This is a genomic window from Lactobacillus sp. ESL0263, assembly GCF_003692845.1.
GTDB classification, from domain to species: domain Bacteria; phylum Bacillota; class Bacilli; order Lactobacillales; family Lactobacillaceae; genus Lactobacillus; species Lactobacillus apis.
The window spans coordinates 1-14907 of record NZ_REHL01000008.1; the positions used below are offsets into that span (position 1 = coordinate 1).

Sequence of the window (14907 nt, forward strand, 5' to 3'; positions counted from 1 at the left end):
AAACTGCTTGATCAAGCAAATCCTTATAGCTTTGTTTGAAGTCTTTAAGTGATCCCTCAACATATGCACCCTCAATGTAAGTTGCTGACTCTTTGTTGTTCACAGCGTCATCAACTATCTTGTTTATTGCGCTGACAGTAGTCGCATTATTAATTGCAGCAATTGCTGCTGTTGCACGATTGTCTGCCTCTGCATTTTGCTCTTTCTTTTTGGCTTCACTTAGAAATTGATCATTAGCAATTAGTATATTTTTAACTCTCGCTAATGCATTATTGATAGCTGTAATTGCATTACCTCTTAGAGTAGACAAATCTGTGTATTTGTAAACCAAAGTATACTTTTGCTCTGCTGGTAAGTCCTTTTGACTTGGCATCTCAAAGGTTGATCCTACTGATACTGGAATCCCGTTTAAAGTAACCGTTGCGAGCGCTTGGTTTGGTATTTCAGGTCCTTCTGGAATTGTGATTGTGTCTCCAGTTCTACCCTTAATTACTACTGGGTTTGCTGGAGTTAAGGCAGCACTATTTTCATCAAGATAAGTTGGAACAATTTCTTGTTCGTCACCCTCAACATACAGTACTACTGTTGGATTAGTTTCTGAAACTAACGTTGTTGCTGGTTGGTTAGCTGCATCAGTCTTGTAGTGGTAACCTACTGGCACATTAGTTTCTGTATAGTACTTGTTTGTCCAGTCAATTGTATTACCGTAGTTTGCGGTAGCTAAGCCGTTATCTGCTTCTGTTCCCTCTACATTCTTTGGTACTAAAGCCTTCTCCGGATGATTTACATCTACATATTTATAGGTCACATTTTGTTTAGCACCGTAAACATAAACCTTGTAAGTGTATGAACCAGTGTCCATTGGGATATAAGCCAAGTTTGCCTGACCATCGGCGTCACCTTTATCAGCTAAACCTGCACCACCGCTTTGCTTGTCAGCCTTAGCACCAGCATAAATTTGCTTGCCTAGGGCCCACATGTAACCAGCTGGAATATGATCAACAATATCTTGACTAACTAATGGAATTTGCTTACCAATATAAGCATCTTCATATGGCGTATCCTTGCTGCCAAATGGTAATTCGTAATCTTGCCCTACTTGCTTACCTGATTGATCAATATATTGAATCTTAACCTTACCCGGTGTAATTGCATCTGTTTGTAATTCACGAGTGGTTGTAGTCATGATTTTTGGATCAATCACACTACCAGGCGTTGCTGCGACTGACACTTTTTTATTTGTGACAGTCATGTTGGTAAACTTACCAGAATATTGACCGGCTGGCATACTAGTGGATGTATTCAAACCATCCCAAGTTCTAATACTTGAGTTATTAATCCTAAAAGTACCTGCTCCACTAACAATCCCTTGTCTAGTAGCACCTGCTGTTGTTTCCGTACCAATTGCCAAGTGCAATTGCTTTGGTGAAATGAAAGTTAAACTTGCCCCCTTAGCAGATAGGTTAATAATCGGCGTAGAAGCAATATTTTGGTTAATATCCATCTCAGTTCCGGCATTGAAGACCATTGATTGGGTTCCAACTAACCGAATTGCACCTTTAGTAGCCTTTGGTATATCTAATTTGAAGTTTTGACCAAAAACATATTGTGCTGCGGCATCAGCTGTATTACCAGCAATGAAACTTTGGAAACCATCTTGCATCCAATAAACATCATCTCCGACTTTGATTCCATTAACTTTACCAGTTAAAGCCGGGTAATTAGCTGGCTTACCTTCAAGCGTTGCAGCCCTATTGGACGACCGATCACCCATTACGAATAGATTACCTTCACCCACTGCACCCTTAGCAGCCTTAGTAAAACTGAATTCTCCATTAGTAGATACACTTTTTGGATCTGTTGGATCTACTGGAATAGGTGGGTCATCTGGATCATCACCAGGATCATCTGTTATTGCACCAGGAGTTCTTTCCATGATTACCGAACTATCGTTAGCAATATATACGGATGCTCCTTGATAAATCTCATTAGCAAGCGTAAATCTGTTTGCGCCTGAAAATGTTATTTTCGAACCTTTTGCGACAAAACCTCGAATTGCATTATAGTTAGCCCCTAAAGTCTTAGATGCACTGAGAGTAATATTATCAACATTAATAACTAAATGGTTACCATCATTGACTCCAGTCATATAGAGAAGAGCTTTATTTGTTCCGGTAGTTCCAGTAAAGCCTTGCTTATAATTAGTATTAATCAACGTAAAGTAGGTAATAGGTGAGGCAGCAGTTGATGCATAACGGAAACACTTATTGCCTAAGTCAACTGTATGTCCGTTACCATTAATTACAATACTTGAACCAGCAGCACGAGCATCAAAAATCGCACTAGCATCGTAAGTAATATCACTAGTAATGTTTATGTAAGTAACAGCTGCATTATTCCAAGCTGCAGCTAATTGTGCAAGCGTTGCAACATCAACAGAGCTTGATTTATCTGGATTAGTTACTTGGGTTGGCACAGGAACATTTACAGAAGTTTCTGTTTTACCACTTGCTTGACCTAGAAGATCATTAAAAGCAGGACGACCTTCATCTTTATCGCCAGCAACAGATGCCTCATTTGTGTTAGCAACAGGAGCGTCATCTCTTGTTGCAATTGAATCAAATTTAGCCGGCTCGGTTGTTGCCGTAGTTGCCTGTGAAGAAGCAACTAATGTCTCGTTTTCTTCAGTACTACTATTCTTAACAGTTGTTGTAGTTTCGGCTTCAGCCTTCTTTTCAAGCTCTGCTGGTGCTTTAAAGAAAGAACTAAGACCACTATAAGTTGAAACCTTGAGTTTTTCAGTAGCAGGAGTTGTTGCCCTGTCTACAGTTGGTCTTTTCTTAGTAACTGACTTTGTTGTTTTTTTCTTACCAGCTAGACTAACTGGCTTAACATTGCCAGCTTGGTAACTATTCTTAATATTGGAAACAGCATTATCAAGCGCTGACTTAATACTTACTAAATCAGTTGCATCATTAACTTTTGTTTTTGCGTCATTAACTAAACTGTCAACAATCGCAATTTGAGCAGCTTGACTACCAGCTGACAAATTCACGTCACCATTAATCTTGTCTTTAACACTATTAGCTTCATTATTTAATGTAGTAATAGCATTCTGCTTTGCAAGAGTGATTGACTGCTCGTCAGCTTCCTTTTGTGCATCTTCATCTCCAGCACTTGAATTGTCCTTATCACCAATTTCAGAAGCTTTTACCGGTGTAGTAGAAATGCTGTTAACAAACACTCCTCCTAGCATAAAGGTCAAAAGAGAATAGCTAACTAGCCAGCCCTTCTTACCCTTGTGCATTCTATAATTGGTATTCTTAACTTCTTCAGTCGGATTGGATTTATTAATACTCTTCATTGAATCCCTCTCTAACAAATACTTTAACTTTATATATATAAGTTAAATCGTAACATTTTAACTAATAAATATAAAGGTGTTTTTGTATTATTTTTATATGCAATTACACATTTAAAAATAACAGACTTTATCAATTCCCCATTAATTATAAAATAACTCTATAAGAGATAACTAAAAGTAATATTCGCTATAAATACCAAAGTATTACTCTCCTAAACCAGCGTGGCAATCAGGACTAAACTTTTCGTAAAAATATTACAGCAACTACTGAACATCATTTAAAATAATACCCAATACCAATCATTACTTTATTTATTTATAACAGCTATATATAAATAAATATCAAATGATAACAGAATTATTATTTTTTAGATCTAATGCACTATCTTAGTTTTCAATATTACTACCACTTTATGATTGATAGACCATAAATGATAGGTCTTGGTTAATACAAAACAAACAATAACAAAATCAACGCAAAAAAAGAAACACCTATCATTAATTAGATAGGTGCTTCTTTACTTTGTCTGTCTAGCTATTATCTTTTAAATAACCAGTTTTTTACTCAAATGCAGTTTGCTTAACAAATTGCTTGTTTCCAATTGAGTAATATGTCTTACCTTTAATAACTACAACGTCTCCGTAAGTCTGAACTGTTTCACCTGCATTCATCGCAGTCTTTCCAATTCGATTACCGTATTGACTATAAACGTATGCTTTGGCTGTCAGTGTACGAGCTGTTCCTGTTACGTTATCACTGTCAACATATTCGTCCTTACCAATCTGGATAAACTGGCGACCATTAATTGTCTTAGTTTCACCAGTAGTAATTTCAGAATCTGCACTTAAAACTACATTGTTAACTTGTTGACCTTCACTATTATATACATGGGCATCGTGACCTAATACTGCATTTGCAGTTACTCCATCTGCAGGTACATTATTCGCCTCTAGTGTTACAGCACCAAAATTCGCTGCCTTTACATAGCGGTTGTTGTCAATAATGAAGTATGACTTGCCACGAATTACTATTGGATCACCGTATGTAGCTACTTTACTGTTCTTCTTCAGTACCTTGCCGCCAACACGTGTGCCATCCTTCTTGTATACAAATGCATTCTTCTTCAAAGTCCGCTTTTGCGCTCTGAAGTTGTTCACTGCAACAAACAAACCATTCTTAGTTTCGTAAAATTCACGATTACCAATTGTTTGTGTACCGTATGTTGTTATAGTTGAACCCTTCTTAGCCACTAACAAGTTAGCACGCTTGCCATCCTTGTTGTAGAAGTAGGCATTGTGAGTCAGCTTTCTGTCAGCAGCCTTAGTTGTGTCTACTCCTGCAGTTTCTGCAGCTGTACCTGAAGCTGTGTCTGAACCGTTTGAGCCTGAGCCATTACTACTTGAACCATTCGAGCCCGAGCCGTTGGAGCCTGAACCATTTGAAGTGTTTCCTGTATTGTTCGAGCCGGAACCAGTGTTGCTAGAGCCACCGTTTCCAGTACCAGTTCCATTTGAACTAGAACTGTTGTTACCAGAACCGCTATTGTTTGAGCCATTAGAGTCAGAACCGTTGGAACCTGAACCGTTGGAGCCTGAGCCATTAGAGTCAGAACCGTTGGAGCCTGAGCCATTTACATCTGAGCCATTCGAACCGGAACCATTTGATTCTGAGCCATTCGAACCAGAACCATTGGAGTCTGAGCCATTGGAGTCGGAACTATTTGCATCTGAACTGTTTGATCCTGAGCCATTCGAACCGGAACCATTTGATTCTGAGCCGTTGGAATCTGAACCATTTGCATCTGAACCGTTGGAGTCTGAGCCGTTCGAACCTGAACCGTTTGCATCTGAGCCGTTGGAACCAGAACCATTACCCTTAACACCAGGTACATATTGTGTATCGATTACATGGATTGCAGTATCTCTTAAGCTCTTAACTTCTTGAACTGTTTCTGCACGATCAATTGCATTTTGAGCCTTTTCAGTTTCATGTTCGACTGCAGCAGTTTGGTTTACTTTTTCTTCTTCAGTCAAGTACAGATCATTAGCTATTGCCTTCTTAACAGTATTTGCTTCTTGGTCAAGATCTGCTTTAGCCGCTGCCTTTTGCTCTTCTAGATTAGTTCCTGCTACGTGCTGAGCATGAATTGCATTGATTCCTGTTTCGTATTCATCCTTAACGCCTTGAGCATCAGCTGCCGCTTCAATTTTATTAATTGCTTTTTGCGCTTGAGTGTCAACTGCTCTAGCCTGTTGTGCCTTAATTGTATCGTTAAGAGTTGAATCGTTGTTAATTAATTCCTTAACAATCGCAGCTTCATCATTAATTAGTTGTTGAGCATATTTCTTTTGCTCAGCCAGTGACATTGAATTCGTAACGTATTTAGAATCAATTATCTTGATGCCACTATCAACCGCTTTTTGAATACTCTCAGAAGAACTTACTGAGTCAATTCGATTCTTAGCTGTTGTTGCAGCTGCATCAACAGCCGCAGTTTGATCAGATTTTGCTTTATTATCCAATGAAACATCGTGAGCAATTTGACCTTTAACTAATTCAGCTTCATCATCAATTCTATTCTTAGCATCAGTTCTTTGACCTGATAAATCAGTACCTGGTTTATATGCAGCTTCAATCTTGTTCTTACCGTCTTCAGTTGCCTTGTTAACTTCATCAGCGTCTTTGGCCTTGTCGATAGCATCTTTAGCATCCGAAGCAGCCTTATCAGCATCTTGCTTTTGCTTATTCTTTTCGTCAGGAGTCAGATTCTTGTCAGCATCAATCTTATCTTTAATTGTAGCAGCTATCTGATCAATATTTTGCTTTGCATTATCCTTTTGGTCATTTAGAGCCTTGCCTGGCTTATGTTCAGCATCTAGTTTTGGCTTACCTTCAGTGACCAACTTGTTAATACTGTCGTTATCTGTTGCTTTATCGATTTCTGCGTTAATTTCAGCGGCTACACGATCAACATTTTGCTTTTGCTGTGTCTTTTCGTCGGCAGTTAAAGTTACATCTTTATCAATTGCATCCTTAACAATCGTAGCGTGATCATTGATTTCCTTCTTACCGTCTTCTTTAAGATCATTTAAGCTTGTCTTATTTGGTTTATGTTCAGCGTCTAGTTTTGGTTTACCTTCAGTAACCAACTTGTTAACACTGTCGGCATCTGTTGCTTTATCGATTTCTGCGTTAATTTCAGCGGCTACACGGTCAACATTTTGCTTTTGCTGTGTCTTTTCAGCATCAGATAAACTAGCGTCCTTGTCAATCGCATCCTTAACAACTGCAGCATGGTCGTTGATTTCCTTCTTACCATCTGCTTTCACTCCATCTAAACCATTCGTATGTGGCTTGTGTTCAGCGTCTAGTTTTGGTTTACCTTCAGTAACCAACTTGTTAATGCTGTCGGCATCTGTAGCCTTATCAATTTCTGCGTTGATTTCTGCGGCTACACGATCAACATTTTGCTTTTGCTGTGTCTTTTCGTCGGCAGTTAAAGTTACATCCTTGTCAATTGCATCCTTGACAATTGTAGCGTGATCGTTAATTTCTTTCTTACCGGCATCTTTCAAGCCGTCTAAGCCACTCTTGTTTGGTTTGTGTTCAGCGTCTAGTTTTGGTTTACCTTCAGTAACCAACTTGTTAATGCTATCGGCATCTCCTGCCTTATCAATTTCTGCGTTGATTTCAGCGGCTACTCGGTCAACATTTTGCTTTTGCTGTGCCTTTTCATCAGCAGATAAGCTGGTATCCTTATCAATCGCATCCTTAACGATTGCAGCATGGTCATTGATTTCTTTCTTACCAGCATCTTTCAAGCCCTCTAAACCACTCTTATGTGATTTATGCTCAGCATCCAGTTTTGCTTTACCATCAGTGACTAGCTGATTAATATTGTCGGCATTTGAGGACTTATCTTCGTTATTAATATCGGTAATAATATCTGTTGTGACTTGGTCAACATTTTGCTTTTGCTCTGCCTTTTCGTCAGCGGCTAAAGTAGTGTCTTGATCAATCGCATCCTTAACACTGGAGGCATGTTGCTTAATTGCTTCTATTGCAGCTGCTCTTTGCTTTTCAAGACTGTCACCGCTCTGGTGAACTTTATCAATTTGGTCACAACCTGTATCCCTAGCATCATTAACACCTTTTTGCGTAGTTGCAGCGTTAATTTGAGTAAGTGCATCAACTAAAATTGTATCTACTTGATCTTTTTGCTTATTTTTCTCTACAGTTGTTAAAGTCTTATCTAAATCAATTGTAGTCTTAGCAATTTCTGCCGCACTCTTAACAGTATCTCTAGCTGGTTGCTTTAGATCTTCAGCGTTACCGTATTTATAAACCAAAGTATACTTTTGCTCTGCTGGTAAGTCCTTTTGACTTGGCATCTCAAAAGTTGTTCCAATAGCAACAGGCGTGCCGTTTAAAATAGCTCCAGTTGCTATCAAACCTGGTACTTGAGGTCCTTCTGGAATTGTGATAATGTCTCCAGTTCTACCCTTAATTACAATTGGATCGGTAGGTGCCAAAGCGTTTCCTGTATTGTCAAGGTATGTAGGAACAATCTCTTGTTCGTCACCCTCAACGTACAGTACTACTGTTGGATTAGTTTCCGAAACTACTGTTGTCGCAGGTTGGTTAGCTGCATCGGTCTTGTAGTGGTAACCTGCTGGTACATTAGTTTCTGTATAATACTTGTTTGTCCAGTCAATCGTATTACCATAGTTTGCGGTAACCAAACCATTATCTGCTTCTGTTCCAACTACATTCTTTGGTACTAAAGCCTTATCTGGATGGTTAACATCTACATACTTATAGGTCACATTTTGTTTCGCACCGTAAACATAAACCTTGTAAGTGTATGAGGTATCATCCATTGGGACATAGGCTAAGTTAGCCTGACCATCAGCGTCACCTTTATCGCCTAAGCCTGCACCACCGCTTTGCTTGTCAGTCTTAGCACCAGCATAAATTTGCTTGTCTAAAGCCCACATGTAGCCAGCTGGAATATGGTTAACAATATCTTGACTAACTAATGGAATTTGTTCACCAATATAAGTATCTTCATAAGGCGTACCCTTTGTGCCAAATGGTAGTTCATAGTCTTGGCCTACTTGCTTACCTGATTGGTCAATATATTGAATCTTAACCTTACCCGGTGTAATTGCGTCTGTTTGCAGTTCACGAGTGGTTGCGGTTATGATATTAGGATCAATCACACTACCAGGTGATGCTGCAACTGTTGTTTTACCATTTATAACAGTCATATTCTTAAACTTACCAGTGTATTGACCCGCAGGAGTACTGGTAGATGAATTCAGACCGTCCCAAGTTCTAATACTTGAGTTATTAATCTTAAAAGTACCACCCTTTCCAGTAATGATACCTTTTTTAGTAGCAGTTGCCGACGTATCTGTACCAACAGACAAATGTAATTGCTTTGGTGAAATGAAAGTTAAACTTGATGTACCATCAAGTACAATAACTCCCCCGTCTCTAGCACTAACTTGATTAATGTCCATCACAGTCCCGGCGTTAAAGACCATTGACTGATTTCTGCTTAACTTGATTGCACCAGCACCTGTTGTTTCTGGTGAATCTAATTTGAAGTTTTGACCAAATACAAAAGAGGCATCCTTGTATGCTACAGTAGTAGGTGCTTGAATAAAGGCTGGGAAACCTTTTTGAGTCCATGAAACATCATCACCTACTCGTACACTTTTAAGTAGTTGTGACAATGCTGGAAGTTTCGAAGCTATCCCATTAAGAGTAACTGCCGTATTAGAAGAACGGTCTCCCATTACAAATTGGTTGCCTTCACCAATAGTTCCAGTCGCAGCTAACCTACTAAATGCAAACTCAGCACTTTGGGCATCTTTTCCGCCACTAGCAGTACCAGAACCATTTGGATTATCTGGATCATCAGAACCATCGTCAGGTACTGCGCCCTCTGTTCTTTCCATAATGATTGAACTGTCGTTAGCAACAAAAATACTTCCTGCACCACGAACAATTTCATTGGCAATGACAAAGACGTTTTTCCCAGAGAATGTAACCTTAGAGCCAGTGGCCATGATTCCACGAATTGCATAGTAGTTTGGCCGATCATCTTTTGTTAATCTAATGTTATCTATATTAACACCTAAGTGATTACCACCAGTCGGTCCACCAACATATACAAGTGCACTAGCTTGACTTTGTAAACTTCCGCCAAATCCTTGTTTGTAGTTTGTATTAGTTAGTGTTAGGTAAGTATCTGAAGATCTTGCCGTAGACGCATATTCAAATTTTTGACTTCCCATGTCAACAGTGTGACCATTACCATTGATTACAATGCTGGCACCAGCTGTACGGGCTTTAAAAATAGCATTAGGATCGGCAGCTAAATCAGCAGTAATATTAACGTAAGTAATTGCCGGATTATTCCAAGCCGCAGCTAACTGCGCAAGAGTCGCAACATCTGCTGGCATGGACTTATCTGGATCAGTTACTTGCTTTGGTACTGCAACATCAACTGAAGTTTCAGTCTTACCACTCGCTTGACCTAGAAGATCATTAAAAGCAGGACGACTTTCATCTTTATCGCCAGCAACAGATGCTTCACTTGTATCAGTTGCTGGTTCATCTTCTCTAGTAGCTACACCAGCTAATTTAGCTGATTCAGTTTTACTAGTTGTCGAATTAGTAGCAACTAATGAAGTGTTTTCTTCAGCATTAGTAGAAGTAGCTTCCTTCTTTGAATCTTTTGTAGCTGCAGCTACTTTGGCTTGATTACTTTCTTCAGAGTTCGTTACAGTTTTAAAGAATGAGCTAAGACCTTTATAAGTTGATACTGTTACCTTTTTTGAAATTGGCTTTTGTGATTTGTCAATCAACGGAATTTTTTCAGTAGTCTTGCGAATTGGTTCAGTTACAGATTCATACTTAGCACTCCCTGCTTGATAGCATGCAGAAATATTTGTAACTGCAGTATCTTGTATATCTTTAACACTTACAAGATCCGTTGCTTCATCAACCTTAGCTTTTGCATCATTCACAATAGTATCAACAGTTGCTATTTGTGCAGCTTTGTCATCTGCTGAAAGCTTTTGATCATTATTGATATCAGCTTTAACACTATTAGCCTTTTTGTCTAGAACAGTAGCGGCATTTTGTTGTGCAGCCGATAATGACTGTTCATCAACTTCATTCTGCACCTCTTTATCGGCAGTTTTAGCACTACTTTGAGCCTCAACTTCAGCAGCCTTAACAGGGGTAGTTGCTACACTGTTCATGTAGACCCCACCCAATACAAATGACAAAAGTGAATAGCTGACTAACCAGCCCTTCTTACCCTTGTGCATTCTATAATTGGTATTTTTGACTTCTTCAGTCGGATTGGATTTATTAATACTCTTCATTGACTCCCTCTCAACCATTATTTTTCATTAAATTACTTTTTACTTTATTATATATACAAGATAAATCGTAACATTTTGATCATTAAATATAAAGGTATTTTTGTATTATTTTTATATGCAATTATAGAATTTAAAATAACACTATCGCAGGGAATTGTGCAATTTTAAAATAACTAATCTAATATTAACTTAGTATATAACTTACTATAATTGCCAAGGTTATTATCTGTATAAAGCAACGATAATCTGACAACTATTGAATTACTGTAAAATTACACTCTTTATCTATTTGGATTTTTAAGTTATATCCACAAAAGGCATTACTTTAATTGTTGGTTATAAATGTACATAAACGTTAACTTTTAAATAACGTTCTTTTTATTTTCAGCCGCCAATGATTTTATATTCTTATATATGTTTTATTAAATCTTCAATAATGCAATTTTTCAAAGCTATAATTAACGTACAAAAAAGCACCTATCACTAATTAGATAGGTGCTTCTTTACTTTGTCTGTCTAGCTATCTTCTTTTAAATAACCAGTTTTTTACTCAAATGCAGTTTGCTTAACAAATTGCTTGTTTCCAATTGAGTAATATGTCTTACCTTTAATAACTACAACGTCTCCGTAAGTCTGAACTGTTTCACCTGCATTCATCGCAGTCTTTCCAATTCGATTACCGTATTGACTATAAACGTATGCTTTGGCTGTCAATGTCCGAGCTGTTCCCGTTACATTGTCACTGTCAACATATTCGTCCTTACCAATCTGGATAAACTGACGACCATTAATTGTCTTAGTTTCACCAGTAGTAATTTCAGAATCTGCACTTAAAACTACGTTGTTAACCTGTTGACCTTCACTGTTATATACATGGGCATCGTGGCCTAATACAGCATTTGCAGTTACCCCGTCTGCAGGTACATTATTTGCTTCTAGTGTTACGGCACCGAAGTTTGCCGCCTTTACGTAGCGGTTGCTGTCAATAATGAAGTATGACTTGCCGCGAATTACTATTGGATCTCCGTATGTGGCTACTTTACTGTTCTTCTTCAGTACCTTGCCGCTAACACGTGTGCCGTCCTTCTTGTATACAAATGCGTTCTTCTTCAATGTCCGCTTTTGCGCTCTAAAGTTGTTCACTGCAACAAACAAACCATTCTTAGTTTCGTAAAATTCACGATTACCAATTGTTTGTGTACCGTATGTTGTTATAGTTGAACCCTTCTTAGCCACTAACAAATTAGCACGCTTGCCATCCTTGTTGTAGAAGTAGGCATTGTGCGTCAGCTTTCTGTCAGCAGCCTTAGCTGTGTCCACTCCTGCGGTTTCTGCAGCTGTTCCTGTACCAGTTTCGGAACCATTTGAGCCCGAGCCATTACTACTTGAGCCATTCGAGCCCGAGCCGTTTGAACCGGAACCATTTGAAGTGTTTCCTGTATTGTTTGAGCCGGAACCAGTGTTGTTAGAACCACCGTTTCCAGTACCAGTTCCATTTGAACTAGAACTGTTGTTACCAGAACCGCTATTGTTTGAACCATTAGAGTCGGAACCATTTACATCTGAACCGTTGGAACCTGAACCATTTGATTCTGAGCCGTTCGAACCGGAACCGTTAGAATCAGAGCCGTTTGAGCCGGAACCGTTCGAGTCTGAGCCATTTGAACCTGAACCGTTCGAGTCTGAACTATTTGAGCCTGAACCATTTGATTCTGAGCCGTTCGAACCAGAACCATTGGAGTCAGAACCATTTGATTCTGAGCCGTTCGAACCGGAGCCATTTGAGCCTGAACCATTTGATTCTGAGCCGTTCGAACCGGAGCCGTTGGAGTCAGAGGCATTTGAACCTGAACCATTGGAGTCAGAGCCGTTAGTTCCTGAACCGTTGGAGTCAGAACCATTTGAACCTGAACCATTGGAGTCAGAGCCGTTAGTTCCTGAACCGTTGGAGTCAGAACCATTTGATTCTGAGCCATTACCCTTAACTCCAGGTACATATTGGGCATTAATTACAGGAATTACAGCATCTCTTAGTTCCTTAACTTCTTGAACTGTTTCTGCACGATCAATTGCATTTTGAGTCTTCTCAGTTTCAAATTCAACTCTAGCAGTTTGAACAGCCTTTTCTTCTTCAGTTAAGTAAGCATCATTGGCTATTGCCTTCTTAATCGTATTTGCTTCTTGGTCAAGGTCAGATTTAGCTGCCGACTTCGAATCTTCCAGATTAATTCCTGCTATGTGCTGAGCATGAATTGCATTGATTCCTGTTTCGTATTCATCCTTAACACCTTGAGCATCAGCTGCTGCAGCAATCTTGTCAATTGCTTTTTGCGCTTGAGTATCAACTTCTCTAGACTGTTGTGCCTTAACTGTATCGTTAAGAGTTGAATCATTATTGATTAACTCTTTAACAATAGCAACTTCATCATCAATTAGTTGTTGAGCATATTTCTTTTGCTCAGCTAATGTAATTGGATTAGTAACATATTTAGAATCAATTATCTTAATACCACTAACAACTTCTTTTTGAATACTTTCAGCTGAGCCAGCAGCGTCAATCCGGTTCTTAGCTGTTGTTGCAGCTGCATCAACAGCTGCAGTTTGATCAGCTTTTGCTTTGTTATCCAATGAAGTATCGTGAGCAATTTGGCCTTTAACTAATTCAGCCTCATCATCAATCTGGTACTTAGCGTCAGTTCTTTGGCCGGCTAACTCAGCACCTGGTTGATAAGCACCATTGATCTTGTCTTTACCATCTTGCTCTGCCTTAGCAATCTCATCTGGGGTCTTTGCCTTATCAATCGCATCTTTAGCTTCTGAAGCTGCCTTGTCGACATCTTGTTTCTGCTTGTTCTTTTCGTCAGTCGTCAGATTCTTGTCGGCATCAATCTTGTCCTTAACATCGTTGGCAGTCTTATCAATTTCCTTGTTAGCGTCTGCCTTTTGCTCTGTTAATTCTTTACCTGGTTGGTAAGCACCATTGATCTTGTCTTTACCATCTTGTTCTGCCTTAGCAATCTCATCTGGTGTGGTTGCTGCATTAATGGCATCTTTAGCTTCCGAAGCTGCCTTGTCGACATCTTGCTTCTGCTTGTTCTTTTCGTCAGTTGTCAGATTCTTGTCGGCATCAATCTTGTCCTTAACATCGTTGGCAGTCTTATCAATTTCCTTGTTAGCGTCTGCCTTTTGCTCTGTTAACTCTTTGCCAGGTTGGTAAGCACCATTGATCTTGTCTTTACCATCTTGCTCTGCCTTAGCAATCTCATCTGGGGTCTTTGCCTTATCAATCGCATCTTTAGCTTCTGAAGCTGCCTTGTCGACATCTTGTTTCTGCTTGTTCTTTTCGTCAGTCGTCAGATTCTTGTCGGCATCAATCTTGTCCTTAACATCGTTGGCAGTCTTATCAATTTCCTTGTTAGCGTCTGCCTTTTGCTCTGTTAAGTCCTTACCTGGTTGATAAGCACCATTGATCTTATCTTTACCATCTTGTTCTGCCTTAGCAATCTCATCTGGTGTGGTTGCTGCATTAATGGCATCTTTAGCTTCTGAAGCTGCCTTGTCGACATCTTGCTTCTGCTTGTTCTTTTCATCAGTTGTCAGGTTCTTGTCGGCATCAATCTTGTCCTTAACATCGTTAGCAGTCTTATCAATTTCCTTGTTAGCGTCTGCCTTTTGCTCTGTTAAGTCCTTGCCTGGCTTGTATGCGGCATTAATCTTGACCTTACCATCTGCTACTGCCTTGGCAATTTCATCTGGCGTGGTTGCGGCATCAATTGCGGCATTGGCTTCTGTTACTGCCTGATCAACATTCTTCTTTTGTTCTTCTTTTGTAGCAGTAGTTAATAAGCTATCGGCATCGATACTATCCTTAACCGATTTTGCTTCATCGGCAATTTCTTGCTTACCGTTACTCTTTTGGGTACTTAAATCTGTTGTACCTGGCTTGTATGCGGCATTAATCTTGGCCTTACCATCTGCTACTGCTTTGGCAATTTCATCTGGTGTAGTTGCAGCATCAATTGCGGCATTGGCTTCTGCTACAGCGTTATCAACATCTTGCTTCTGCTTGTTCTTTTCAACAGTAGTTAATAAGCTATCGGCATCGATACTATCCTTAACCGATTTTGCTTCATTGGCTA

Annotated in this window: 3 protein-coding genes; all 3 read right to left on the reverse strand. The window is 39.3% G+C overall.

All coding sequences use genetic code 11. From position 1 onward, the window contains the following. Positions 1-3364: pectate lyase-like adhesive domain-containing protein (locus F5ESL0263_RS08620; RefSeq protein WP_147441555.1), on the reverse strand; the 3364-nt coding region annotated here is incomplete at its 3' end. Positions 3365-3925: 561 nt separating this feature from the next. After that, positions 3926-10768, reverse strand: coding sequence for a DUF1542 domain-containing protein (locus tag F5ESL0263_RS08625; RefSeq protein WP_158593037.1), 6843 nt, complete (start codon positions 10766-10768; stop codon positions 3926-3928). Between the two features lie 546 nt (positions 10769-11314). Further along, on the reverse strand, positions 11315-14907 hold a 3593-nt coding region (locus F5ESL0263_RS08630; protein ID WP_122036421.1), incomplete at its 5' end, for a DUF1542 domain-containing protein.

Bases quoted from the DNA above. Each gene is read 5' to 3' on its own strand.
- F5ESL0263_RS08625 (WP_158593037.1), bottom strand. From the start codon at position 10,768: ATGAAGAGTATTAATAAATCCAATCCGACTGAAGAAGTCAAAAATACC.